The 26,026-nt window shown below is 59.3% G+C and carries 22 protein-coding genes and 1 pseudogene; 16 read left to right on the forward strand and 7 right to left on the reverse strand.

Features of this window, described 5'->3' with window-relative positions; genetic code table 11:
• The first annotated feature begins 36 nt into the window (after nt 1-36).
• The 5 genes from BLU48_RS05740 (at nt 37) to BLU48_RS05760 (ending at nt 3,909) form a co-directional block, all read left to right on the forward strand.
• On the forward strand, nt 37-831 hold the full coding sequence (locus BLU48_RS05740; RefSeq protein ID WP_057024677.1) for a pyrroline-5-carboxylate reductase family protein: 795 nt from the start codon (nt 37-39) through the stop codon (nt 829-831).
• Nucleotides 832-849: 18 nt separating this feature from the next.
• Nucleotides 850-1,557, forward strand: a complete 708-nt coding sequence (locus tag BLU48_RS05745) for a methyltransferase (RefSeq protein WP_057024678.1) — start codon at nt 850-852, stop codon at nt 1,555-1,557.
• A 347-nt stretch (nt 1,558-1,904) separates the two neighbouring features.
• Nucleotides 1,905-2,102 (forward strand): hypothetical protein, encoded by a 198-nt coding sequence (locus tag BLU48_RS05750; RefSeq protein ID WP_057024679.1) that lies wholly within the window; start codon nt 1,905-1,907, stop codon nt 2,100-2,102.
• Between the two features lie 208 nt (nt 2,103-2,310).
• A complete protein-coding gene (locus tag BLU48_RS05755) occupies nt 2,311-2,553 on the forward strand; it encodes a hypothetical protein (protein ID WP_057024680.1) in 243 nt (80 codons plus the stop codon).
• Between the two features lie 54 nt (nt 2,554-2,607).
• Nucleotides 2,608-3,909 (forward strand): IS4 family transposase, encoded by a 1,302-nt coding sequence (locus tag BLU48_RS05760; protein ID WP_083348214.1) that lies wholly within the window; start codon nt 2,608-2,610, stop codon nt 3,907-3,909.
• 156 nt (nt 3,910-4,065) lie between these two features.
• On the opposite strand, the gene BLU48_RS05765 is transcribed toward BLU48_RS05760, so the two are convergent.
• A complete protein-coding gene (locus BLU48_RS05765; RefSeq protein ID WP_057024997.1) occupies nt 4,066-5,562 on the reverse strand; it encodes a trypsin-like serine peptidase in 1,497 nt (498 codons plus the stop codon).
• Between the two features lie 300 nt (nt 5,563-5,862).
• Here BLU48_RS05765 and BLU48_RS05770 point away from each other — a divergent pair, with 300 nt between their 5' ends.
• On the forward strand, nt 5,863-6,189 hold the full coding sequence (locus tag BLU48_RS05770; RefSeq protein WP_057024996.1) for a DUF2388 domain-containing protein: 327 nt from the start codon (nt 5,863-5,865) through the stop codon (nt 6,187-6,189).
• A gap of 142 nt (nt 6,190-6,331) precedes the next feature.
• Here BLU48_RS05770 and BLU48_RS05775 read toward each other — a convergent pair whose 3' ends face one another.
• Nucleotides 6,332-7,210 (reverse strand): LysR family transcriptional regulator, encoded by an 879-nt coding sequence (locus BLU48_RS05775; RefSeq protein WP_043049434.1) that lies wholly within the window; start codon nt 7,208-7,210, stop codon nt 6,332-6,334.
• Nucleotides 7,211-7,341: 131 nt separating this feature from the next.
• Between BLU48_RS05775 and BLU48_RS05780 the strand changes: the two genes are divergently transcribed.
• The 9 genes from BLU48_RS05780 to BLU48_RS05820 all read left to right on the forward strand — a co-directional run bounded on the left by BLU48_RS05780 (nt 7,342) and on the right by BLU48_RS05820 (nt 19,117).
• The gene (locus BLU48_RS05780; RefSeq protein ID WP_046068848.1) at nt 7,342-8,208 is read left to right on the forward strand and encodes a hydrolase; all 867 of its coding nucleotides are present in this window, start codon (nt 7,342-7,344) and stop codon (nt 8,206-8,208) included.
• A 126-nt stretch (nt 8,209-8,334) separates the two neighbouring features.
• Nucleotides 8,335-9,903 carry an ABC transporter substrate-binding protein gene (locus BLU48_RS05785; RefSeq protein ID WP_057024995.1) on the forward strand — a complete coding sequence of 523 codons (1,569 nt, stop codon included), beginning with the start codon at nt 8,335-8,337 and terminating at the stop codon, nt 9,901-9,903.
• A gap of 11 nt (nt 9,904-9,914) precedes the next feature.
• Nucleotides 9,915-10,868 carry an ABC transporter permease gene (locus tag BLU48_RS05790; protein WP_057024994.1) on the forward strand — a complete coding sequence of 318 codons (954 nt, stop codon included), beginning with the start codon at nt 9,915-9,917 and terminating at the stop codon, nt 10,866-10,868.
• The gene (locus tag BLU48_RS05795) at nt 10,865-11,734 is read left to right on the forward strand and encodes an ABC transporter permease (RefSeq protein WP_057024993.1); all 870 of its coding nucleotides are present in this window, start codon (nt 10,865-10,867) and stop codon (nt 11,732-11,734) included. Before BLU48_RS05790 ends, BLU48_RS05795 begins: the two co-directional genes overlap by 4 nt.
• Before the next feature lie 2 nt (nt 11,735-11,736).
• Nucleotides 11,737-13,368 carry an ABC transporter ATP-binding protein gene (locus BLU48_RS05800; protein ID WP_057024992.1) on the forward strand — a complete coding sequence of 544 codons (1,632 nt, stop codon included), beginning with the start codon at nt 11,737-11,739 and terminating at the stop codon, nt 13,366-13,368.
• 129 nt (nt 13,369-13,497) lie between these two features.
• Nucleotides 13,498-14,778 carry an OprD family porin gene (locus tag BLU48_RS05805; protein WP_057024991.1) on the forward strand — a complete coding sequence of 427 codons (1,281 nt, stop codon included), beginning with the start codon at nt 13,498-13,500 and terminating at the stop codon, nt 14,776-14,778.
• Between the two features lie 66 nt (nt 14,779-14,844).
• Complete coding sequence (locus BLU48_RS05810) at nt 14,845-16,362, forward strand: serine hydrolase domain-containing protein (RefSeq protein ID WP_057024990.1); 1,518 nt, start codon at nt 14,845-14,847, stop codon at nt 16,360-16,362.
• A complete protein-coding gene (aptA, locus tag BLU48_RS05815; protein ID WP_057024989.1) occupies nt 16,359-17,684 on the forward strand; it encodes an omega-aminotransferase AptA in 1,326 nt (441 codons plus the stop codon). Before BLU48_RS05810 ends, aptA begins: the two co-directional genes overlap by 4 nt.
• A gap of 14 nt (nt 17,685-17,698) precedes the next feature.
• Nucleotides 17,699-19,117: an aldehyde dehydrogenase family protein gene (locus BLU48_RS05820; protein ID WP_057024988.1), complete on the forward strand. Its 1,419-nt coding sequence runs from the start codon at nt 17,699-17,701 to the stop codon at nt 19,115-19,117.
• 134 nt (nt 19,118-19,251) lie between these two features.
• On the opposite strand, the pseudogene BLU48_RS05825 reads toward BLU48_RS05820, so the two are convergent.
• The 3 genes and pseudogenes from BLU48_RS05825 to BLU48_RS05835 all read right to left on the reverse strand — a co-directional run.
• A pseudogene (locus BLU48_RS05825) lies at nt 19,252-19,469 on the reverse strand (hypothetical protein); the annotation flags it as partial.
• Nucleotides 19,470-19,541: 72 nt separating this feature from the next.
• Nucleotides 19,542-20,951 carry an amino acid permease gene (locus BLU48_RS05830; RefSeq protein WP_057024987.1) on the reverse strand — a complete coding sequence of 470 codons (1,410 nt, stop codon included), beginning with the start codon at nt 20,949-20,951 and terminating at the stop codon, nt 19,542-19,544.
• 187 nt (nt 20,952-21,138) lie between these two features.
• Entirely contained in the window at nt 21,139-22,173 is a 1,035-nt protein-coding gene (locus BLU48_RS05835; RefSeq protein WP_057024986.1) for a histone deacetylase family protein, read from the reverse strand.
• A gap of 119 nt (nt 22,174-22,292) precedes the next feature.
• Between BLU48_RS05835 and BLU48_RS05840 the strand changes: the two genes are divergently transcribed.
• The gene (locus tag BLU48_RS05840) at nt 22,293-22,793 is read left to right on the forward strand and encodes an Lrp/AsnC family transcriptional regulator (protein WP_057024985.1); all 501 of its coding nucleotides are present in this window, start codon (nt 22,293-22,295) and stop codon (nt 22,791-22,793) included.
• 202 nt (nt 22,794-22,995) lie between these two features.
• Here the strand turns inward: BLU48_RS05840 and BLU48_RS05845 are convergent, their stop codons facing one another.
• A complete protein-coding gene (locus BLU48_RS05845) occupies nt 22,996-24,780 on the reverse strand; it encodes an IlvD/Edd family dehydratase (protein WP_057024984.1) in 1,785 nt (594 codons plus the stop codon).
• Between the two features lie 50 nt (nt 24,781-24,830).
• Nucleotides 24,831-26,012, reverse strand: coding sequence for a fumarylacetoacetate hydrolase family protein (locus BLU48_RS05850; protein ID WP_057024983.1), 1,182 nt, complete (start codon nt 26,010-26,012; stop codon nt 24,831-24,833).
• Between the last annotated feature and the right edge of the window lie 14 nt (nt 26,013-26,026).

Below are 26,026 nucleotides of genomic sequence, written 5' to 3' on the forward strand. Positions count from 1 at the left end.
TTTGCTCAGGCTTGTTTCATACATAAAGGACTGTTTATGAGAACTATACATATGTTGGGCGCAGGGCACATGGGGGGAGCCATTCTTTACGGCCTTCGCCAACAACTGAAGGGTACTGATAGTCTTCGTGTCATCGAGGTTGATGCCGAACGTAGCGCCCGGTATTCCAGTGATGGTTTCCAAGTCAGTACCCGCCTCGAAACGATTGAGGATGACGACATTATTGTTCTGGCAGTTCCTCCGCAGCGGTTCGCGCAGGCGTTGATGCAGAACGAACGACTCAAACGGCATCGCGGCCCGGTTATTTCCGTCATGGCAGGCATTACTTTGAATACGCTGACCCGTGAGTTGGGACATTGCAACGTCGTGCGTTCGATTCCCAACACACCGTCGCAGGTGGGGGAAGGCGTGACGCTGTATTACGCCCCGAAGTCAGCCAGTCCTGAGCTGACATCTGCTGCACAGCAGGTGTTCGGTGCAATCGGCGTTGTGATTCGTGTTGAGGACGAAACGCAGATTGATTCAGGTACGGCCCTGGGCGGTGGCGGCCCAGCGTTGGTTGCTTTTTTTGCCGACGCCTTGCAGGAGTATGCTCATGACGAAGGTTTCGATGCCCAACAGGCTGCGCTGATTGCCACTCAGTTACTGCACGGCACTGCCCGGTTGATACGTGAAACCGGCAAGCCCGCGTGGCAAGTCTGTAAGGATGTACAGACCAAAGGCGGTACAACGGAGCGTGCCATCGATACGTTCATTGATGCGGATCTCAAGGGTATCGTCAAGGCAGCCCTACAGGCGGCGGCGCGTCGCTCGGTAGAGCTGGGACAATAACCAGAAAAGGATAGCCCGATGAGTGCTCAGGTAAACTTGCAATCAGACTCTCCGAACATCGATCCTCAGCCGAAGGAGGATGTCAGTTATTCCCTCTATTTTGGTTTGGGTCAGTCACTCACGCTTTTGGATCACCCTGAAGTGTTCAAGGTCAGCGCAGCCGGAAAAGCATTCGGTTCATTATTGACAAGGCGCTTCGGAAGGCAATACGCCGATGCTCGCTTTCTCGATATAGGAACGGGCAGTGGAGTGCACTCGCTGCTTTTGCGCCGCCTGGGCATGAAGTCGGTCACTGCCACGGACATTTCAGCCCAGGCTATCGACGTGGCGAAGATCAATGAGGTCGCCAATCTTGGCACTGAGGATGTCCGGTTTATCCTCAGTGATCTGTTTGATGGCATGGACCCCACCACCGACGCCTTTGATGTGATTCTGTTCAACCCGCCAGGCTGGCAGACCCCGTCGACAGAGTTTCTACAGGCACTGCAACACTCGGAGTCTGCCCAGGGGCTGGCCATTGAGGCGATGTTTTATGGTGATCGCACGCTCAAGCGCTTCTTTGATGAAGTGCCTTTATTTCTCAAATCTGGCGCAAAACTTATCATTGGTCTGAACTCGCTGGTGGGCATTCCGGCCGTGATGCAGGCATTGTGTCAAAAACACGATGCCGATTACCACATTGACTGGTGCTTGTTAGGGAATCCTGGCCTGATGTCCACGCGGTAGCGCTTGATATTAAGCGAGTCCAGCTCGGGGTCAGATAGCCCAAAAAGCGCCTTGAACGGCTCTGGAGAAAGGCCGGAAATACGAAAAGTCATGTGTGGCTCCTGTCGTTTGTGTCTGCGCATAAGACAGGCACCCTCGCAGGCTCGCTATCCGTTTCTTGCCTTCAAATTCCTTAGGAGATGACCGCTGGATGGGTTGTAGGAGTGCTTAAGCGAAGCAGCTACCACCCTTACGCCCCAACACAGCCTTCCGATCCTCCGTTCGTCCAATGCCCGGCACTCGCAGCTACAGGCCAAGTCCAATGGTTTAAGTGCGTATTTGTCGTGCTTTTACAGCGGAGAGACAGCATGGAAATCAACGAGAACGCCCCAGGCAATATTTCACAGCAGGCAGTAACGCGCGGCACGGACAACGAGACCGGTCATGATCCAAAGCGCGATGAGGAGCATGTCCCGTTGCCACCGGACGATGAGGCACCCCTCGAGGAAGATATGTCGGACGTGGACGCTGCCGACTCAGTAGCCAGTGAGCATCCTGATAACTGAGCATTTAGATCAACGGACCCGGCCAAGCGCCGGGTTTGCCTAATAGGCCATTGGCTTTTCAGCGTTAGAAGCTGGATAGATCGACGTACAAGTCGCTGTCGGGGCTCGGTTTGCATTTAAATGCCAGCGCAAAATAATTACGCTATTGTCGGCATGAGGCTTATCGAAAAGGCCGAGAAGTTAAAGCAACCCAGCTGCGGAGACTGATATGCGTGCCGAAGACATTCTCGCCGACGACACAAACGAAGCAACATTTGAAGGCGTGACCGTACGTAAAGGGACGGTGGGCGCCTTTTTGGCAAACGTACGGGTTTGGAGTGATTCGGACGCGAGCATGGATGATCAACTGCTAGCCGAGCGCGAGATTATTCAATCTTTACCCGCTCTAAAGGCCAGCCCTTTCAAGGTCTTCTGTAAAATCCCCCTGAAATTTCATTCAGGGGATACCTAAACGATGTGGGCGGAAGTTCTAGCGCGTTTCGAGAAAAAAGCACCTGCCAGTGTCATGGCCAAACTGGCGCTGCAGCAGGCTATTGCCCCCGAGTGGATTGATCAGGTTTTCGAAGAACACCGGCAACGGCAGTATTCTCGTGAGCTATTGTTCTCGACCATCATCAAGCTAATGTCCCTTGTTTCATTGGGTTTTAAGCCATCTCTGCACGCCGCCGCGCGACAACTGGAAGACCTTCCTGTTAGCCTGGCGGCGCTCTACGACAAGATCAGTCGTACCGAGCCTGCTCTGTTGCGCGCCCTGATTACGGGCTGTGCACAGCGCCTGGCTCCAACCATCCGGGAACTGGGCTGCACGGCGATGCTGCCGGGCTGGCAGGTTCGGGTAGTGGATGGTAATCACCTGGCATCCACTGAGAAACGTCTGGGAGCTTTACGCAACGAGCGCGGCGCCGCTCGTCCCGGTTTTTCGGTTGTTGCATACGATCCCGATCTGGATCAGGTCGTCGACCTTCAGGCGTGTGAGGATGCCTACGCAAGCGAGCGCGTTTGTGTGCTGCCTTTATTGGCCAATGCCGAGCCCGGCCAAGTGTGGCTGGCTGACCGGCTTTATTGCACGCTCCCGGTTATGGAGGCTTGTGAGCAAGTCCAAACTTGCTTTGTCATTCGTCAGCAAGCCAAGCATCCACGTTTGATTCAAGAGGGTGAGTGGCAAGAGCCAGTACCTGTGGAAACTGGCACTGTGCGTGAGCAGATCATCCAGGTCAAAGGCGGTTACCAATGTCGGCGTGTCGAACTGACGCTTCATTCGCCAACGGACTCCGGCGACAGCAGCTTGATGTTCTGGAGCAACCTGCCTGAGAGCGTCAGTGCACAACAGATCGCCGAACTGTATCGCCGCCGCTGGAGCATTGAAGGTATGTTCCAGCGACTGGAAGCGATCCTGGAAAGTGAGATCGAAACCCTTGGCAGCCCAAAGGCTGCCTTACTCGGGTTCGCAACGGCGGTATTGGCTTACAACGTCCTGGCTGTTCTCAAACGCAGTGTTGAACAAGCTCATCGGGATACCCAGCCTGAAGGATGGGAAGTCTCGATTTACCATTTAGCGGTTCAGGTCAGGAGTGGATATGAGGGAATGCAGATTGCGCTGCCCTCGGAACATCTTCCTGTCATTCCGTTGGAAAAACTGGCTCAGCACTTATTGGCGCTTGCCAAAAATATCCAACCTAAACAAGTTGCGAAAAGCCCCCGTGGCCCCAAGGTACCCAAGCCCAAAACATGGGTTAAAGGCACCGCGGTGAATGCGCATGTTTCAACGGACAGGGTACTTAAGGCTGCCAAAACGAAAAGACCTTGAAAGGGCTGGCTCTAAAGGCGATCGGGCTCCTTGATGTGTTTGAGCCTAAAGATTCCCGACTGCGTGAGTTGATCGCCAGGGCGGGCGTGCCACAGTGAGTGCATGGTCGAATCCGGATGGTAGTCACCCTGGTTAGCAAGATCAGAGATTGCCGCATCACCTGGCATGACGCTGCGAGCGAACCGTTGCTCCTCTGATCACATCTGTGCGAATGGCCGACGGTTGGCCAGCGTTGTTGCGTGCATAGCTGCATAACGTGATCGGCAACTCTGCTATGTCAATGAAAATGCCGTCCATGGCCAGGGTGTAGCGATCGTCGTCAATATCGCCACATGTGGTGCTGACCGCCGCGTTCACGCTGTAGTAGTAATGCTGGCTGAAACCGTTGTGCTGGGTTTCCCAGGCGACGTGATAGCGGTGCTTGAGCTGCGGTGCCGGTGCCGGGTTGGTCAGGAATACCGAATGGGTGAACGCATTGCGCAGCAGCGCTTCGGTCAGCGGCTGCTCGGCCTTTTGCACCCCGAGTATGCACAGCACATGCGGCCCCAGCTCTGGGCCGATGGGCTGATTGATGTAGGCTTCATCAGAGGCGGCAGCCACTTGGTAACCGTGCGTGCGTGCGCAATCGCTGATGTCATTCACGGCTTTGAATCGATAGAACGGTTCCTGGATTGAAAACCTCAGGTTCCAGGTCGGACGAATAATTTTGTCGGCGGCGTCACGTTGTAAATGCACATAGGGTTTCAGGTTCCACGGTTCGTCCAGCGTGATTTCAACGGCCTTGAGCTGGCAGGTCGGGGTGTCGTTACGGAAAACGCCGTCTACAAAGCAGTAGTACAAGTCGTTGGCGGGGTAGCTGTAGTTGAATTTGGCAGCTTCGCACGCCGAGTTGTTCTGGCAGCTATTGAGAATGTCCTTCTGAATGGCAGACGCGACTTTGCTGATGATGCTGGTGATTTCATTGGTGTTACGGTCCAGCATCGGACTGCCGGAGCTGCCTGGACGCAGGCCGTTGCAGCGGTTGCGCAAGGCGCTGGGGAACACGCCGGGATGTTCGGCAAAACTGTTGAGGGTCGACTCTACGCAGGCACTCATGCGCAGGCCTTTTTTCAGGAATCCGGTCGGCGCTCCCACGTTAATCACTTCTCGATCCGACGTCTGCCGTTGGGAGGCCAGCTTGAGTGGCATGATCGCGCCGGCCACCAGCACGCCCAGTGATGTATCCAGTTCGAGCACGGCCAGGTCAGTGCCCGCCATGCTGCTCCAATGTGCTGTCTTGACTGTGTAGGTGACACGCTGTTCGGGCGTGTCATGAAAGTAATTGAAGGTCACCTCGGCGGTAAATGCCTGGCGCACGCGCGCCGTACCGTAGCTGTAGAACACACAATGCCCGGCGGTCAGCACATAAGCCGGGCCGACGGCCTTACCCTGGCGGTTGCGCGTGTCGAGCAGAACGGCATTGCAGGTCTGGCCTAAGGCGTTTTTCAGTGAACCGATGCCGGTCCACTGCGGATACCGTTGGTTTTTATTTTCAAGTGCCACGGAAGGTGACTGTTCAGTAAGTCCCTCAGCCAGGTCTCTGGCGTGGCTGGGCCAGACAGTGCCGAGCAACAGGAAATACAGGATGACGCAGGCGGTGTGAGTAAGTGACATAAGGGGCCTCGACATAGAAGTCATTGATTGGCTGAAATTACCCAATCAGGCCAAGGCAGGAGGCATACATGACTATTGCGTAACCCTTGGTGCGAGTGCGGATTGAAGTTGAAAGCCGATCACGTCGGGTCCATCAGCGACCGGGCGTTCGTCCTGGCGTCTTGGCAGCGAACCGTCAGTGTGATTTTTATAGCTTTATTGGGGAGTGGTCAGTGCACCCGCATTGCTCACTCTCATCGCTTGCGCTAGCCCTCTATTTTGCTATCTTGCCCGCTCGTATCGCAGTGGAAGCATCGAAGCATGGATTTATGGAAGACGTTGGCAGCCATCATCACGGTGTCGATCAGTGCTGACGTAATGGCGTGGTATGTCGAAAATCCAGTAGAGCGGGCGCTGACCGTCACGACGCTGTTTCCGACCATGATCCTCGGCGGAACAACAGCATTCACAATGTATGGTCCCTCGTTGATGAAAAAAGCCAAGAACGATGCGCTCGCATTCATAGGCTCTGATGGTGAGATCCGCGGCGCGCAGTTTGAGCAAGCTTCTCGCTACTATCGCTCGACCTATAACCCGCCGCTAATGTCTGACATGCAGTTGGCGCGAGCGATCGTCGTGGCGTACTGAGTACAACCTTTCACACCCTCTTCACATTCATGTGTTTATGGTTACTCCAGCTCCTGGTGAAAACTTCTTAGCCCGTGCCCCATCGCGGGCTTTTCTTTGTCTGCGATTTCAGGGGCTGTGTACTACAGGCAAAAGGGGATGATTACGTTGCCACAGCCGACATCAGCAGCTTGCGAATTTCCCCGGTAATTGCACTTTTGGTGCCTTGCTCCAAGATCCCCACTCGGCGCACCGCCAAGTCTCCCGGCAATGGCAGTACACGCAGGCTTGGGTCTTTGTGCCAGTCGAAATTTTTCAGCAGCGGCACAATAGCAACTCCGACTTGCTGGCGTACCAGGTCTGCGATGCCGATGATCGAGTTCAGCTCGAGGATTTCCAGCGGTTCGACCGATTCACTCTTGATGATCGACTGCACCTTGCGGCCCACGGCGGTGGAACGGTCATAGCGAATGAACGGCTGGGTCCTGAGCAGTTCCACAGCGTCATTGATGCCTGCGGTTTGCGCAGTATTGGCGAGCATGACGATGGGCTCGTTGTAGAGTAGGGTCCAGCTCAATCCATCGAAGTTCTGCCGCGCGGTCTCGATCAGCAATGCCGCGTCGAGCTTGGCAGCGTGTACCAGGTTGACCACTTCGTCGGAGCGGGCGGTCATCAGGTTGACCGATATGCGCGGGTGCAGCTTTTTCAGTTGCACCAGGCAATTGGCGAGCAGGCCCATGCCGGAGGTAATGCCGCCGATGGACACTTCCCCTTCCATGGCCATGCCATCGGGCGCCTCTGCAATCATTTGCTCGTAGTCCGCCAACAGGCGCTTGGCCTTGGGCAGCAACAACACGCCATCGCGGCTCAGCTTGATCTGCCGCTGGCTACGGTCGAACAGCGGCCGGCGCATCTCTTCTTCGAGGGCGCGCATTTGCTGGCCGACGGCGGCGTTGGTGAGGGCCACACGGTCGGCGGCGGCGGCAAAACTGCCGTACTCGGCGACGGCGATAAACGTCTTGAAGAAACGAATGTTGCTCATGGGTAGGCCCGCGCTCATGGGTACGTCGGCATAGTAAAGCTTTTGTTTACTCTGGTTAAAGTTAAATTAGTTTTTCTTTTTATAGTGCTCGACCAATACTCAAGTCCGAACTGACTCGGCGAACTTTCCAAATGAGCAATCCAGATATCAGCCCTGAAAGCGCAGCATTACGTGCGGCAAAAAACGTGTATCACCTCGGCGCCACCACCGTGTACTCCCACTATGAGGACAGCCGGTTTGCCTACACCCTTTACGTGCCTGAAAGCATCGAGGACCGCACCCGGCCGGTAGACCTGGTGGTTTCGCTGCACGGCTCGACCCGCGCAATGGAGATTTATCGCAATGGTTTCGCGGAATTTGGCCGCTGGAACGATTGTGTGATCCTGTCGCCGCTGTTCCCGGTCGGCGTGTTGGGCGACGGCAATGGTGATGGCTACAAGCAGATGGTCGAAGGCGATATCCGTTACGACCAAGTGTTGCTCGACATGATCGCCAGCGTTGGCAAGCGCTACGGTCGCAGCTTCGATACCTTTGCACTGTTCGGCTATTCCGGTGGTGGGCAATTCACCCATCGCTTCTGCTACCTGCATCCCGAAAAACTCTGGGCGGCGTCCATCGGCGCACCGGGTTCGGTGACCCTGCTCGATGCCGATCAGGACTGGTGGGTCGGCGTGCGGGACTTTGCCACACGCTTTGGTAAACCGTTGAACCTGCCAGCTTTGCGGCGATTGCCCGTGCATATGGTGGTGGGGGATTCAGACCTCGAAACCTGGGAGATTACCCACCGTGAAGGCGGCAAGCACTACATGGCCGGTGCCAACGCTGCCGGGCGTACGCGACCGGAACGTCTGGCTACCTTGAAGGCCAGCTTCGAGGCCGCCGGTGTGCAGGTGCACTTTGACCTGCTGCCCAACGTCGCGCACCAGGGCATCAAGGCCATGCCGGCGGCCCAGGATTTTTTCGCCAAGGTGTTGCGCCACAAGCGCAGCCTGGGCTGATTCACCGCTGCAAGCTGCACTCAGAACAGACCGTATAACAATAACCAAGGATTCACTCATTCTGATGCCGGTCCTGCCTTGGCCCACGCCAACGACCGGGACATTTCTTCAAGGAGTCTTTCTCCCGTGAACAATTACGTAAAGACGGCACTGGCCGTCGCGTTATCGGCGTGCACGTTTTCCATGGCCGTCGCCCAAGACAAGGTCATCAGCGTTGGCCTCAACGGTGATATCCGCAGCACCGACCCGGGCGTCAACCGTGATGACAATACCGATGCGGTAATGATGCATATCGTCGAAGGCCTTGTGGCGTACCGCGAAGACACCAGCGTCGCGCCGATGCTCGCCAGTGCGGTCGCCGTGTCGCCGGATGGCCTGCGCTACACCTTTACCCTGCGCGACGGCGTGCACTTCCAGAATGGCCAGTTGCTGGCCGCCAAGGACGTGCAATGGACTTGGCAGCGTTACCTCGACCCCAAGACCCAGTGGCGTTGCCTGGCGGAGTTCGATGGGCGCGGTGCGGCCAAGATTATCGATGTCGCCGCCCCCGACGCAAACACCGTGGTGTTCACCCTGGACCAGGCCAACGGCTTGTTCCTCGCCGCCATGGCGCGCCCGGATTGTGCCGGCGGCGGCATCCTGCACCCGGACTCCCTGGCTGCCGATGGCAGTTGGCACGCACCGATTGGCACCGGGCCGTTCACCCTGGGCAAATGGCAGAAGGGCCAGTACGTCGAGCTGGAGCGTTTCAAGGACTACAGCTCACGGGCCGAGGCCACGGCGGACGGCTACACCGGCAACAAGCAGGCGTTTGTCGACAAGGTGCGGTTTGAAGTGATCCCCGATTCCGCCTCGGCCAAGGCCGCGTTGCTGTCGGGTGGCGTGGACCTGCTGCCGGATGTCACGGCGATGGACGCTGCGCAACTCAAGCAGGTGAAGAATCTGCAGGTCCAGGTCAGCCCTATCATGACCATCAGCGGCCTGCTTTTCCAGACCCGCGACCCGTTGCTCAAGGATGTGCGCATCCGCCGTGCGGTGGCGTTATCCCTGGATTACTCGCAGATGGTCGCGGCGTTGTCCGACGGCTTGTCGGTGGCCAACAACTCAATCATTCCCACTGCGAGTCCGTACTACGACAGCACCGCGCACCAGGGTTATACCTACAACCTCGACGAGGCCCGGCGCCTGTTGAAGGAGGCCGGCTACCGCGGTGAAAAAATCCGCATGCTGGTCAACAAACGCTACCCGCAGATGTTCGACATGGGTTTGCTCAGCCAGGCCATGACCCAGGCGGCAGGGCTGAACATCGAGATGGAAACCCTGGAGTGGGGCACACAGTTGGAGCGTTACCAGACCGGTAGCTACCAGATGATGTCGTTCTCCTATTCGGGACGTTTCGATGCGGCGCAAAGCTACGAATCGGTGATCGGCGACAAGGACAAGGAACCGCGCAAAGTCTGGGACAACCCCGAGGCCCTGGCGATCCTGCGTGAGGTCCAGCGCGAAGTGGATCCCGCCAAGCGCCGGCCCCTGTTCGACCAACTGCACACGCTGATGCTCAAGGATGTACCGATGGTGGTGATCTACAACGGCACTGCCATCGGCGCCATGGGTAAGCGTGTCGAGGGTTATCGTTCCTGGCCTGTTGCCAAGCCGCGCCTGTGGGGCGTGAAGCTGGCCGACACTTCCAAGTAAGGCGTAGCGATATGTTTCGATTCATCTCACACAGGCTCGGCATGGCGGTGCCGACCCTGTTGCTGATCTCGGTGATTGTGTTTGCCTTGATCCGCCTGATCCCCGGCGACCCGGCCTTGCTGATGCTCGGCGACATGGCCGACCCGCAAAGCCTGGCCGATATGCGCAGCAGCCTGGGGCTGGACCACTCGGTGGTGACCCAGTACCTGATCTGGATAAAGTCGGTGCTTAGTGGCGACCTCGGGGCGTCCATCAGCAGCCGCCAGCCGGTTTTGGATTTGCTGGTGGAGCGCTTCAGCGTCAGCGCCACGGTGGTGCTGGTGGCGGTGCTGTTGGCAACCCTGCTGGCAACCCTGCTGGCGGTGCCGGTGGGTCTGCTCGCGGCCTGGAAGCAAAACAGCGCGATGGACCTGGGTCTGGTGATGACGGCGACGCTGTTGCTGTCGGTGCCGAGCTTCTGGTTGGGCTTGTTGCTGCTCTACGTGTTCGGTATCCAGCTGGGCTGGCTGCCGGTGATCGGCTACGTCGGCTTTGGCAGCGATCCGATGAAAGCGCTGACTTATGTGGTGCTGCCAATCGTGACCCTGACCCTGGTTGAGTTCGGCGCCATCGCCCGAATGGCACGGGCCAGCACCATTGAAGTGTTGCGCCTGGAATATATCGCCCATGCCCGGGCCAAGGGCTTGTCGGAGGGCGCGGTGCTGTGGAAACACGCCCTGCGCAATGCCTTCGCACCGACCTGGACCCTGATCGGCCTGATCCTCGGCAACCTGCTCGGCGGCATTGCGGTGCTGGAAACCGTGTTCACCTTGCCCGGTATCGGCCGGCTGATGGTCGACGCGATCTTCTCCCGCGACTACCCGGTGTTGCAGGGCTGTCTGTTGCTGATCACCTGCATCTATGTGTTGGTCAACCTGTTGGTGGATCTGCTGTATCCGCTGTTCGATCCAAGGGTGAAGCTATGAACTTGAAGACGCCTGCCTTGCCCGGCGTAGCGGCGATCCCGCCGCGTCGACGCCGACGCTACCCGCCGCTGAATGCGCTGATTGGCGGCGGCTTGCTCGCAGCCCTGGTGTTGTTGGCCTTGCTCGGCGTGGTGTGGACGCCATACGACCCGCTCAAGCTCGACCTGCTCTTGCGCCTGCACGCACCGAATGCCGTGCACTGGCTGGGCACCGATGAATTTGGCCGGGATGTGTTCAGCCGCTTGATCATCGGTGCGCGCACCAGCCTGTGGATCAGCCTGCTGTCGGTGAGTGTGGCGGTGGTCTGCGGCACGCTGATCGGCATGCTCGCCGGTTACCTGCGCGGCTGGACCGACCGCATCCTGATGATGCTCAACGATGCGCTGCTCGCGTTCCCCGGCATCCTCATGGCCCTGGGCATCATGGCGATTGTCGGGGCCAGCCAGTACGGCATCGTGCTCGCCCTGGGCATTGCCTACACGCCTTCGGTGGTGCGGGTGGTGCGCGGCAGTGTGCTGTCATTGCGTGAGCTGGAGTTTATCGAGGCCTCGCGGGTGATCGGCAACTCCGAGCTGTACACCATGTTCCGCCACATCACGCCCAACTGCCTCGCGCCGTTGTGTGTGCTGGCCACCAGCATGTTCGGCTGGGCGTTGCTCTCGGAGAGCGCGCTGAGCTTCCTCGGCCTTGGCGTGCCACCACCGGCCGCGACCTGGGGCAGCATGCTCTCGGCGAGCCGCACCTATATCTCGAACGCGCCGTGGCTGGGGATCTTCCCGGGCATCTTTATCAGCCTGACGTTGCTTGCTATCAATCTGTTCGGCGATGCCTTGCGTGATCGTCTCGACCCGCGCATGAGGAAATGAGCATGAGCGTACCCGCGCCTTTGTTGGCCGTTGAAAATCTACAGATTCGCGTCGGCGTGGACGGTCCGCTGGCCGTCGATGACTTCAGCTTCACCATGGCCCCCGGCGAGATCGTCGCACTGGTGGGCGAGTCGGGCAGCGGCAAGACCATGGCCGCGCGCGCTGCCATTGGCTTGCTGCCAGCACCGATGCAGGTGTGCGGTGGGCGCATCATCTTTCAGGGCCAGGCCCTGGACAGCAGCAATGCCAAGGCCATGCGTGAAGTGCGTGGCGCACGGATCGGCATGGTGTTCCAGGAGCCGATGGTCTCGCTCAACCCCGCGCTGAGCATCGGCCGGCAGATGAGCGAGGCACTCAAACTGCATACCACGCTGGATGCGGTGACGATCCGTGAGCGCTGCATCGCCATGCTGCAACGCATCGGCATCAAGGACGCCGAAAAGTGCCTGGTGTCCTACCCGCACCAATTCTCCGGTGGCATGCGCCAACGCATCATGCTGGCCTCGGTGATGCTGCTGCGCCCGGCGCTGCTGATTGCCGACGAACCCACCACGGCCCTGGATTGCCTGGCGCAACTGGATGTGATCGAGTTGATGCTGGAACTGACTCGCGAGCAGGGCACCGCGATTCTGTTTATCAGCCACGACCTGTCCCTGGTGGCGCGTTATGCCCACAAAGTGGTGGTGATGCGCTCGGGCAAGGCGGTAGAGCAGGGCCGTATCGAAGACATCCTCTTTGCGCCCAAGGCCGAATACACCCGGCAATTGCTCGAAGCGCTGCCACGGCGCGGGGAACTGGTGCCAGTGCCGGCGGCCGACAGCGCGTTGTTGCAGGTCCGGGATGTGTGTATCGAACACCCGGGGCCGCGCAGCTTCTGGGGGCGCAGCGTGCCCAAGCGCGTGGTGCACTCGGTGAGCCTGAGTATCGCGCCGGGCGAGACCCTGGCCCTGGTTGGTGGCAGCGGTTCGGGCAAGACTACCCTCGGGCGTGCGGTCGTCGGCTTGGTCAACCCCTGTGCCGGGGCGATCCTGTTCCAAGGCGTGGATATCCTCAAAGCCGCCAACCGGGCACATCGCCTGCAATGCCAGATGATCTTCCAGGACCCGTATTCGTCCCTCGACCCGCGCATGACTGTCGGCCAGATCCTCGCCGAACCGCTGCGCCATGAACCCGCCCTGACGGCTGCGCAAAAGCGCCAGCGGGTCACCGACACCCTGGTCGACGTGGGCCTGCCCGAACAGTTTCGCGAGCGTTTTGCCCATCAACTCTCCGGTGGTCAGCGCCAGCGCGTGGCGATTGGCCGGGCGTTGGTGCGCCGGCCCAAGCTGGTGATTGCCGACGAGCCGATTTCGGCGCTGGACATGACCATCCAGAAGCAGATCCTCGAACTGTTCGAGCGCTTGCAACGCCAATACGGCTTTGCCTGCCTGTTCATTTCCCACGATCTCTCAGCGGTGGAACGCATCGCCCACCGTGTGGCGGTGATGAACCAGGGCGAGGTGGTCGAAATGGGCCCGCGTGACACGATTTTCGACGCTCCACAACACCCTTACACCCGTCGGCTACTCGCCGCGGCCAGCCCCTTGGAGAAACGTGCGGACGGCAGCTACCGCCTCCGTGCCAGCGTGATTTAGGTACTGCTGCACCCCAGGCCACGGCATTAAACCCAGCCCTTCGCAAATCGACGATTTGCGAAGCGGGCGAAGCCATGGCCGAAGAAAACAAAAACAACCCCACTCAACCTGTCTGCCAGGAACCTACACATGAATAACCGCATCAACAAAGTTGTCGCTAGTGCCAGCGTCATGGGCGCCGGTTTCATGCCCTTGTTTGCCCAGGCCGGCTTCGTCGCCGACAGCAAAGCGGCGCTGGAGTTGAAGAACTACTACTTCAACCGCGACTACCGCGAGTCCAGCGGGCAGAACAAACGTGCCGAATGGGCGCAGGGTTTTATCCTCAAACTCGAGTCGGGCTTTACCGACGGTACCGTGGGTTTTGGCCTGGACGCGGTGGGTATGTTGGGCATCAAGCTCGATTCGAGCCCGGACAACTCCGGCACCGGGCTGCTGGCACGTTCCAGCATGGCCGAGCCAGGCTCCCCCAGCTACGCCCGCCGCGCCCATGACAACTACTCAAAACTGGGCCTCACCGGCAAGGCGCGCCTGGCCAAAAGCGAGTTGCGCGTGGGTTACATGGTGCCTGACCTGCCGACGCTGCAGCCGAACCTGAGCCGCCTGTTCCCGCAGAGTTTCAGCGGTACCGCAGTGACCTCCAAGGACATCGACAAGCTGACACTGACCGCCGGCCAACTGGACCAGGTCAAGCAGCGCGACTCAACCCACTACGAGGATATGGGGCTTACCAGCCAGTACGGCGCCTACAAAAGCAGCGCCAAGAGCGATGAGTTCCGCTACGCCGGCGGCGAGTACGCACTCACGCCGACGACCTTTGTGACCTACCAGTTCGGGCAACTGGAAAGCCTGTACCAACAGCATTACCTGGGCTTGAAAAACAGCTTTAAGTTGGGCCCGGGCACGTTCAAGACCGATATCCGCTATTTCAGCGCCAGTGAAGACGCTGCAGGCCTGGCCGGCAAGGTGGATAACCGGGCGTTGAGTACGCGCATCGGCTATGGCCTCTACGGCCACAACCTCAGCGGCGGTTACCAGGAACAGTACGGCTCGACGCCGTTCACCTATGTGGACGGCACCAACACCTACCTGTTCACCGAGTATCAACTGGCCAACTTCTCCCAAACCGGCGAGCGCGTGTGGCATGCCCGCTATGACTATGACTTCGCCTCGCTGGGCATTCCGGGCCTGCTGTTCTCGACGCGTTATGCCAAGGGCGACAACGCCAAGGTCATCGGCTTCAACGGCGAAGGACGCGAGTGGGAGAGGGACTTGAGCCTCGGCTATGTGGTGCAGAGCGGCACGTTCAAGGATGTCTCGCTGCGTTGGCAGAACGCCAGCGCGACGAGCAACTTCGCCCGTGACACCAACGAAAACAGAGTGATCCTGGGTTACACCGTGGCGCTCTGGTAGCGGTAATGGCGTGCAACAGGAACAGCCTGTTGCACGCCCAAGCAGTGGAAAGAGGGGATAGATCAGATGACGAGTTTGCCGTTGCGGCGGGCACTGCCCAGTCAACAACGCGTATCGGCGCGTGGCGTAAGTGATTTCATCGAAGCGGTGAACGCTGCGGACCTGGAGTTGCACAGCTTCATGCTGTACCGCGATGGCGCGGTGGTAGCCGAAGCGTTTTGGGCGCCTTATTGCGCCGAACGCCTGCATGTCCAGCATTCGGCGACAAAAAGCTGGGTGTCCATGGCCGTCGGGCTGTTGGTGGATGACGGCGTGCTGTCGCTGGACGCCAAGGTGGTGGATTTTTTTGCCGCCGATTGCCCGGCATCCATCAGCGCCAACCTGGCGGCCATGACCGTGCGGGATTTGCTGACCATGCGCACCGGCCATCGCCAGGGCATTTCTGGTGGCGCCTGGCGCGGGCGCAGTGACAGTTGGGTGCGGTTGTTCCTCAATGAGCCGGTCGAAGACCCGCCAGGGCACCGGTTTATCTATAGCAGTGCGTCGAGCTTCATGCTCTCGGCGATTGTCAGCGTAGTCAGCGGCCAGACGGCGTTCGAGCTGTGCAACGCACGTATCTTCCAACCCATGGGCATGGGCCCCATCGAGTGGGATCTGGCTCCTGGCGGTTTCAACACCGGTGGCAATGGCCTCAGTTGCCGCACCGAAGACTTGCTCAAATTCGGCGTGTTGCACTTGCAACACGGCAATTGGCAGGGGCAGCAATTGCTGTCCCGAGAATGGGTGGCCGAAGCGACCCGTGGGCACGTCGATGATGTATGGATGGGCGCCTTCAATGGCAAGCGCTACCTGAGTCGCGACGAGTCGAGCGGCGCGGCTGTCACGCGCCGCGAAGGCTACGGCTACCAGTGGTGGATGACCCTGCACGGTGGGTATTACGCCTCCGGCGTGTTTGGCCAGCAGTGCATTGTGCTACCGCGCCATAACGCGGTGATTGCGTTTACCGCGGGACTCGCCCTGGGCGAGCGGCGCTTGCACAGCCTGCTCTGGGAGCATCTTTTGCCGGCGCTGGACGTACCCAGCGAAGGCTCGGCGGATGCCGCGCTGGCGGCGCTGCTGGCCCATCAACAACGGCCAGTCATGTCTGGCGCCGCGAGCTCGCCGCGCCAGGCTGAATTCAGCACTACGTTTGCCATGCAGGCCAACGAAGACCAGGTCAGCGAAGTGCGCCTGGAGTTCGGGCCTGAGTATTGTGACTTTTACCTCACCGACCCCCGTGGCACCCATTGCATCCGGGCCGGGTTGAGCGCCGGCATCGAAACCCAGACCAGCATGACCGGCCACTATCTGCATCACCAATACCAGCCGGAACTCACCCCCGTGGTGGCGCAGGCGCGCTGGACCGAAGACCGGGTGTTGAGCATGACCTGGCAGTTTGTCGAGACGGCGTTTTGTGATCGGGTCACCTGCCGTATCGAACACGGCACCTTGTACGTGGACCGCAGCGTCAACGTAAACGCAGGCCCGTTGCAGCGCCCGACGCTGGCCGGCCATCCAACCATCGCTTCGCAGGAGTCGCCATGAACGATTTTTCCAACCCTTCAGTTTCCGCGCGCGGCGCGTTCTGGGCGCCATTTACCCCGATGCGCCAGTTCCAGCAACAACCGATGATGTTCGCCAGCGCCGACGGTATGCACTACACCACCACCGATGGGCGCCGCGTACTCGACGCAATGGCGGGGCTGTGGTGCGTGAACGCCGGGCATGGCCAGCCGAAAATAGTCGAAGCCATTCGCGAAGCGGCGGGGCGCCTGGACTTTGTCTCGTCGTTCAAGATGAGCCATCCCCAGGCCCTGGAAATGGCCGAGCGCCTGATCGACATCAGCCCCGCCGGTATGGAGCAGGTGTTCTTCACCAACTCTGGATCTGAAGCGGTGGATACTGCGTTGAAGATCGCGCGGGCGTATCACCAGGCGCGTGGTGATTGCCGTCGGACCAAATTTATCGGGCGTGCCAAAGGCTACCATGGCATGGGCTTCGGTGGGCTGTCAGTATCCGGTATCGGTCGCCAGAAACGTGACTTTGGCCCGCTGCTGGGGGAGGTCTCGCACCTGCCATTGCCCTATGACGCGGGCATGCGTTTCAGCGTTGGGCAGCCGCAGCAGGGCGCCAGTTACGCTGATGCGCTGACACAACTGCTGGATATCCAGGACCCGAGCACCGTGGCCGCGGTGATTGTCGAGCCGGTGACCGGCTCCGGCGGGGTTTATGCGCCGCCCCAAGGCTATTTGCAACGCTTGCGCGAGATTTGCACACGGCACGGCGTGCTGTTGATTTTCGACGAGGTAATCACCGGTTTTGGCCGCGTCGGCGCGCCCTTTGCCGCGCAAGCCTTTGGCGTGCTGCCGGACCTGATCACTACCGCCAAGGGCCTGACCAACGGCGCCGTGCCCATGGGCGGCGTGCTGGTCAGTGGCGCGGTGTATGAAGCGTTCATGGCCGGGCCGCAGAATGTCATCGAACTGATGCACGGCTACACCTATTCCGCGCACCCACTGGCGTGTGCGGCCGGGTTGGCGACCCTGGAGGTGCATCGTGAATTGGGCATCAACCAGCACGTCAACGCGGTGAGTGGGCTGTGGCAGTCGACCGCACTCGCGCTGCAAGGCATCGGCGCGGTGCTGGACGTACGCGCGATCGGTTTGCTCTGCGCGGTGGAGCTCGAGCCGCGTACTGGTTTCCCCGGCGCGCGTGGCAGCGAGGTTGCGCAGTGGTGCTTCGACAACGGCGTGCTGGTGCGCGGCTCGGGTGACACCATTGTGATTTCGCCGCCGCTGGTCATCAGCCCGCAGGAGATCGCCCAGGTGTTCGAAACCCTGGCGAGTGCCCTGAAACACGTCGCCTGAAGGGAGTCCAAGGTATGTCGGATCTGTTTGAGTTCTATATTGACGGTGCCTGGGTCAAGCCTCACGGCACGGCCATTGAGCCCGTGGTAAATCCATCCACCGAGCAGGTGGTTGCGCGCATCACCCTTGGCGACAGCCACGATGTGGACCGCGCAGTCGGCGCGGCCAGGCAAGCGTTTGCCGGGTTCGCAGCAAGTTCGCTTGAGGCGCGTGTCGACCTGCTGCAACGCATTATCCAGGCCTACAAACTCCACAGCGAAGCGCTGGTCGAAGCGGTACACCTGGAAATGGGCGCGCCGCTGTCCCTGGCCCGCAGTGCACATGTGCCGGCAGGCCTGGGCCATCTGGTGCAGGCGCTGGAAGTGCTACGCGATTACCGCTTCGAACGCCGCGTCGGCCAGACGCTAGTGGTGCGTGAGCCTATCGGTGTGTGCGCCCTGATTACCCCTTGGAACTGGCCACTTAATCAACTCACCTGCAAGCTCGCACCCGCCCTGGCGGTGGGCTGCACCGTCGTACTCAAGCCAAGTGAGTGTGCGCCATTGTCGGCGCATATCGTCGCGCAAATCCTGCATGAGGCCGGGGTGCCGAAGGGGGTGTTCAACCTGGTCAACGGTAATGGGCCGGTGGTTGGCGCTGCGCTGGCCAGCCATGCCGAGGTGGATATGGTGTCGTTTACCGGCTCGACCCGCGCCGGCATCGCAGTGGCCAAGGCGGCGGCCGATACAGTCAAGCGTGTGTCCCAGGAGCTGGGCGGCAAATCCGCGAATATTCTGCTCGACGACGCCTATCTGCCTAGCGCGGTGCGTCACGGGTTACAGGCGTGCATCCGTAACAGCGGCCAGTCGTGCAATGCGCCGACGCGCCTGCTAGTACCGCGCGCGCAGCAACAGGCTGTGATTGATATCGTCCGGGAAGTGCTGGCGCAGGTGTGTTTCGACGACAGTCAGCCGACCTGCGCCATCGGCCCTGTGGCGAACGCCCTGCAATTTGAACGGGTTCAGGCCATGATCGTTAAGGCCATCGCCGAGGGTTCGCGATTGATCGCCGGAGGACTGGGACGACCACGGGGGATTGAGCGCGGGTACTACGTGCAACCTACGGTATTTGCCGACGTCACCCCGGACATGCTCGTGGCGCGGGAAGAAATCTTCGGCCCGGTCCTGGCGATCATGCCGTACGACAGCGAAGCCGAGGCGATAGCCATCGCGAACGACAGCCCTTATGGCTTGTCAGGCTACGTCACCTCGACCAGTCTTGAACGCAGCCGTAGGGTTGCGCGGCAATTGCGCACCGGCATGGTCCATCTCAACGGCGCCCGGGCCGACCAGGCAGCGCCGTTTGGAGGCTACAAGCAGTCGGGTAACGGGCGGGAGTGGGGCGAGTTGGGGTTTGAAGAATACCTGGAGAACAAGTCATTGTTTGGGTATTAACGGTTTCAGAGGTACGCGACGGAGCGGCAAATAGATTAACCGCCCCTTTGCTCGCTAGTTGGCGCTAACACGCGAACAAAGCCGACTGCTTCGGTTGGTCGTTAAAGATCCTCGGACCGGCGTATTTCGCTACCGGCTTCACGGGTGGTGAAAAACGTATGTGCCTCGGCAATCGCATTGCTCATATGGCTGCGCCTGCGCGACACTTCGGCATTGAACGTCAGCAGCAGAAAACTATAGACACCGCTCAATATGCCAACGAGCACCACACCGAAAATGCGCAGTAAACGGCGTGCGGCGTTTGGGGTGGAGAGGAGGGATTGATCTGGTGCAGGTACGTCTTGAGTTTCATTGTGACAAACATAGAGACGTGGGGCTCGGGTAGGAATGAGACGATTCTCAAAAGCTTTCGGCCCCCTGCGGCTCAGATCGCAGCCTGCGTTGATCTTCCTGTGTCACGCCTGCTGCGCGTTAGCTGATAAGCCACGGCCAGCCATATAAACCATCCTGGCATGACCATCAAGGCAACGCGGGTGTCAGGTCTCAATGCCAGCAGGCACAGAACGAAACCCATAAAAGCCAGTGAAAGCCATGCCATTGGCACGCCGCCTGGCATCTTGTAAGCAGATTTTGCGTGAAGCTCAGGACGCTTTTTGCGATAGGCGATGTAGGACACGAGGATGGTCGACCACGTGAAGATCACCAGAATCGCTGACACAGTGGAAACGATGGTGAAGGCCGTCATGACTTCCGGAACGATGAACAGCACGAGTACGCCCAGCAGCATCAACAGCGTGGTGAAGGCCAGGCTCAGCAGAGGCACGCTGTTGCTCGACAGTCGCCGAAAAATACCCGGAGCATTGTCCTGATTCGCCAGCCCGAACAGCATACGGCTGGAGGAGAATACGCCACTGTTGGCCGATGAAGCGGCGGATGTCAGCACCACGAAGTTAACGATGCCGGCAGCTGCGGGAAAGCCGGCGACGAGGAAAAGTTCGACAAAAGGACTTTTTACAGGTGACACCTGTTGCCAGGACGTTACCGCAATAATGCAGCCTAATGCCAACACGTAGAACAGGATGATTCGCAACGGAATCGAGTTGATTGCCTTGGGTAAGGTCCTCTCCGGAGACCGGGTTTCTGCCGCAGCGGTGCCGATCAGCTCGGTGCCGGCAAATGAGAATATCGCCATCTGAAAACCGGCAAAAAAACCAAGCAAACCGTTAGGGAATGCAGCCTGCTTGTTCACTAGATGGCTCAGGGACGCGGTAACGCCATTGGGGGATACGAACGAGCTGGCAATCAGCACGATGCTGACCCCAATAAGCGTCACGACGGCGATGATCTTAATGATCGCGAACCAGAATTCGACTTCACCGAAAAGCCTGACCGTCAGCACGTTCAAGGTAAACAGTGTCGCCAGCATCCCGATAGCCGGTATCCAGGCAGGCAGGTGGGGGAACCAGTACTGAAAAAAGCCACCAACGACGACGGCATCGCCGATCACGGCAACGCACCAGCTCAGCCAATACGACCAGCCGAGAAAAAATGCGGCGCGAGGTCCCAGGTAAGCGCCGGCAAAATCGGCAAAGGTTTTGAAATTCAAATTGGAAAGCAGCATTTCGCCCATGGCACGCATGACGAAGTAAACGAACAGGCCAATGATCATGTAGATGAGGATGATCGAGGTGCCGGAGAGGGCGATGATCTTTCCGGAGCCCATGAACAAACCTGTACCAATGGCGCCGCCCATTGCCATTAGCTGGATGTGACGATTGCTGAGCGTGCGCTGCAACGTGGGTTGTTCAACCCGCTCTGATGAATTCGATTTCATTTCAAAACCTCTTGATCTTATGTTTTTGAGTTTTGGCAGAAAAGTGGGTATCCAGCGCCACTGTCAGGATGCAATGGCGGGTGACGGCATTGGTTTATCTGGGTGATGACGTCCCCCTGCACATGCCTGTGGCGTCACTTACAGGTGAACTGGCCGTGCGCATATAGGCGGCTTTGGCCGGGGGCGTTCAGGCGCGTTTGCTCTCGAAGCCATGCAATACGTTCACCGCATTGATTCCGATTTCATCGACCATGTAGCCGCCTTCCATCACGAAGAGGGTGGGGCAACCAACGTTCGCTATCAGCTCGCCAATCCCGATGAAATCCTCGCTTTCCAACAGGAAATGACTGATGGGGTCGTCCTTGAAGGTGTCGACGCCCAATGAGATCACCAATACTTCCGGCGCGAATTGCTGAAGTTTCTTGCAGGCGTGAAGCAGGGCGTCGCGGTAGCTGTCCCAGGCGGTGTTTTTCGGCAATGGGTAATTGAGGTTGAACCCTTCGCCACGGCCGGCACCGACCTCACCGCTGAACCCTGAGTAGTACGGATAGGACACGCTTGGCTCGCCGTGCAGCGAGACGAACATGACGTCATTGCGCTGGTAAAAAATGTTCTGGGTGCCGTTGCCGTGATGAAAGTCGACGTCGAGTACCGCGGCACGTTTGGCGCCCTGGGTGATCGCCTGCTGTGCGGCAATGGCCGCATTGTTGAGATAGCAGTAACCCCCCATGTATTCACGCGCCGCGTGATGGCCCGGCGGACGGCAAAGGGCAAAGGCGCTGTCGTGGCCTTCATCGATAAGTGCCAGACCTGTCAGTGCGATATCGGCACTGGTCTTGACCGCCTGCCAGGTGGTGGCGGTGATGGGTGAACCGGCATCCATTGCATAAAAGCCGAGTTTGCCGTCAATAAAGGTTGGCACCTGGTCGTTGGCCAAATCGCGTACAGGCCATACCAGTGGCAATGCATCATGAGTGCGTCCTGTCGCGCACCATTCTGACCACGCGCTTTCCAGGAAGCTCACGTAGCGCTCGCTGTGCGCGTTGACGTAGCACGACCGGTCAAACACGCGGGGTTCGACTATCTGGCCAAGGCCTACTTGCTTGACACGGTTGTGAACGGTGTCGGCCCGACTGGGCTGCTCGAACGACGGCTTGAGCACGCCATCCTTCAATTCAGTGCCATGGTGCAGACGGTGGGAATCACTGAAAACTGTAAACATTCTGCGCATCCGTTAATGTGAGCCAGTGAAAATATTCTGTTCTGGTCAGGGCGCGATTTCTTTGCTTTGTTTTCGGGATTCTCTATATTTATCGGGTGATTTAACTCGGAAATGACGTAATGAAGAAAAATATATCCAGGCGTATCAGCCTCGATGAGACTGATCTGGCCATTCTTGAGTTATTGCAGGAGGACGCGAGCATTTCCAACGCCGAACTCAGTGAGCGACTTTCGTTGAGCCTCACGCCTTGCTGGCGACGGCGCAAGAGAATGGAGGAGGCGGGGGTGATAAAGGGTTATCAGGCAACCCTTGATCGAAGAATGCTGGGGCTGGATATCATGGCATTCGTGCACATCCGCTTTTCTACCCACGCCGATCACGCTCCGGACGCCTTCGAGGCAGTGATTGCGCAATTGCCAGAGGTATTGGCCTGCCACAAGATCACCGGTGACGCCGACTACGTGCTCCAGGTGTTGGCAGAGGATCTTGATAGCTATAGCGACTTTATCGAGCAAGTGCTGAGGCGGCAGGTGGGTATCGCGTCTATTCAGTCGAGCCTGGCTTTGCGCGAAATCAAGGCCGGTAGTCGCATCGCCATACCTAAATTGAGCAAGGGGTAATGGAGGTGGGGCGCCGCGCATACGTTCGGTGTCCGGAGCATTCCTTGCCAATCGCACCGGCATTGCGTTCGCAAAGACCCTGGCCTTTGATCAGCAATAAAACGCCTGACGCCTATTTGATTAAACGGTAAAAGCCCGGCATGTCTGCTGGGCTTTTCTGCGTTGGCTTCTCAAGCGGGGCGGCTATGCCCTCGCTCGCTTGTCAATGAGAATGTCGCGGCTCACCACTGCGGGCAATCACGCGCAGATGCAGAGTTGCAGGCTCCAGGCACCCACCTGTTGAAAGCTGTCCCACCAGTTGCCGGTACAGTTCCTGCCAGGGTGTCTGGGAGGGTGGGAGGTTCGGCGTCCACTCGAGTCGACGCCGGCTCATCTCGGCCTCGTCTATCAGCAGGTTGACCGTGCGTGTGTTCAGGTCGACCTTCAGGCGGTCGTTGGTTTTGAGCAACGCCAAGCCACCGCCTACCGCTGCTTCGGGGGACATGTTGAGAATTGACGGGCTTGCCGACGTGCCGCTTTGGCGCCCATCGCCCAGGCAGGGCAGGGAGTCGATGCCTTGTTTGATCAGGGCGGCGGGAGGCGCCATGTTCACCACTTCTGCACTGCCGGGGTAGCCCACGGTGCCCACACCGCGGATGACCAGGATGCAGCGCTCGTCGATATCCAGCGCCGGGTCGTCGATGCGGGCGTGGTAGTCCTCTGGCCCTTCGAACACGATCGCCCGGGCCTCGAAGCTGTTTTCTGCGCCGGGTTCGGACAGGTAGGTCTTGCGAAAAGCTTCGCCCACCACCGACATTTTCATGATGGCGCTGTCGAAGAAGTTGCCGCTGAGCACGATGAAGCCGGCGCGGTGCTTGAGTGGTGTTTCAAAGGGGTAGATCACATCGGCGTTGCTGGTCAGGGCACTGCTGACGATTTCGCCGATGGTCTTGCCGCTTACCGTCGCGCAGTCTTTATGCAGACGCCCGGCTTTTTGCAGTTCGTGCATCACGGCCGGCACCCCGCCGGCGCGGTGGAAGCCTTCGCCGAGGTACTTACCCGCCGGCATGCAATTGACCAGCAGCGGCACGTCCTCGCCAATCCGTTGCCAGTCATCCAGGCTCAGTTCGACGCCCATGTGCCGGGCAATCGCAATCAGGTGCGGAGGGCAATTGCTGGATGCGCCGAGTGCCGAGGCGACGGCGATCGCGTTCTCGAATGCCTCACGCGTCATGATCTGCGACGGCCTTACGTCGTGCAGGACCAGCTCGCAAATGCGCTTGCCGGTGGCATAAGCCATCTGCCCGCGCTCACGGTAGGGCGCGGGAATGCTCGCACAGCCAGGCAACGACATCCCCAAGGCTTCGGCCAACGCATTCATCGACAGGGCGGTGCCCATGGTGTTGCAGTGCCCAACGGACGGCGAGGCCGCCGTGGTCATCTCCATGAAGCCTTCGTAGTCGATTTCGCCGGTGGCCATCAGATTGCGCGCATGCCAGAGCACGGTGCCGGAGCCGATCAACTCGCCCTTGTGGTGACCGTCGAGCATCGGGCCGCCGGACAGGACAATGGCGGGCAGGTCGGTGGTTGCGGCAGCCATCAGGCAGGCCGGCGTGGTTTTGTCGCAACCGGTGGTGAGGACTACGCCGTCCAACGGGTAACCGTGGAGGATCTCCACCAACCCCAGATACGCCAGGTTACGGTCCAGTGCGGCCGTGGGCCGACGCGATTGCTCAGCGATCGGATGCACCGGGAACTCCATGGGGATGCCGCCGGCATCACGAATACCGGCCTTGACGCGTTGCGCCAACTCCAGATGATGACGGTTGCAGGGGGTCAGGTCGCTGCCGGTCTGGGCGATGCCGATGATCGGGCGTCCCGATTGCAGTTCTTCGCGGGTCATCCCGTAGTTCATGTAGCGTTCAACATACAGGGCAGTCATGTCCGCGTGGGCAGGGTCATTGAACCATTGCTCGCTGCGCAGGCGACGTTTTGGCATTTCATTCATGATTCATTTCTCTCTTGTCATTATTGGCTGAATCGACAATCGGTTGGGATTCAGCGGGCGAGCAGGCCGCGGGACGCCAGATTGCGCAACAAGGCGCCGACCCCAAATGTCCAGGGGGTAGCGGCAGAGCTGTGGGTCACCTGGTTATGCAGGCTACCGAGCAACGGGCTGCTGATACGGACGCGGTCGCCCAGCTTGTGGGTAAAACCGCTGCCGGCCTGATCGCGGTCTTCAGTGGGGGCGAACAGCGTACCGAGAAACAGCAGAAAACCATCGGGATATTGGTGATTGGCGTTGAGCGTCTGACCCACCAGGTCCTGTGGGTCGCGGCTGATCTGACCCATGGAGCTTGAGCCTTGCAGCCGATAACCGTCTTCGCCTTGTACCTCTAGATCGACCACGCAGGCCCGCACATCATCCAGGCCGAAGTGTTCGTCGAACAGGCGAATAAACGGCCCAATGGCGCAGGAGGCATTGTTGTCCTTGGCCTTGCTCAGCAACAGCGCGCTGCGGCCTTCGAAATCGCGCAGGTTGACGTCGTTGCCCAGGGTGGCGCCGTGGATCTGGCCACGGCTGTTCACCGCCAGCACCACTTCGGGTTCCGGATTGTTCCACTGCGAGCCGGGATGAATGCCGATGTGGCTACCGCTTCCCACCGCCGCGAGGATAGGTGCCTTGGTGAAGATCTCCGCATCCGGGCCAATGCCGACTTCCAGGTATTGCGACCACATCCCCCGTTCGATCAGCAATGCCTTGAGACGCATGGCTTGCTCCGAGCCCGGTACGATCGAGCGCAGGTTGTCGCCAATTACGCTGCGGACGGTGGCGCGCACAGCCTCGGCTTTTGCCATGTCACCGCCGGCCTGCTCCTCGATCACGCGCTCGATCATGCTGGCGGCGAACGTGACCCCGGCGGCCTTGATCACTTGCAAGTCCAGGGGCGGCAGCAAGTAGGGTCTGGACGGATCGGGAGCGGGGCCAGTGTTGGCGAGCAGCGCTTCGACACTGGCGATGAAGGTGCCGGGCGTCTGCCTTACGGCCGCCAGTGGAGATGGCGTTTCCAGCAGGTCGCTCAGTGTTGCAAAACGCTCCGACAGATCAAACACACCGTCGCTGCGCAGCACTATCGGCGAGGGGCCCGCGATACTGCCTGGCACCCATGCGCGGCCGATCAGGGTGGCGGCCATACCATCGACCGGCAGGGTATTTTCGGGAGTCAGCAATAACGGCATGGCGAATTTTCCTG

It is taken from the genome of Pseudomonas synxantha, assembly GCF_900105675.1.
Lineage (GTDB): Bacteria > Pseudomonadota > Gammaproteobacteria > Pseudomonadales > Pseudomonadaceae > Aquipseudomonas > Aquipseudomonas synxantha.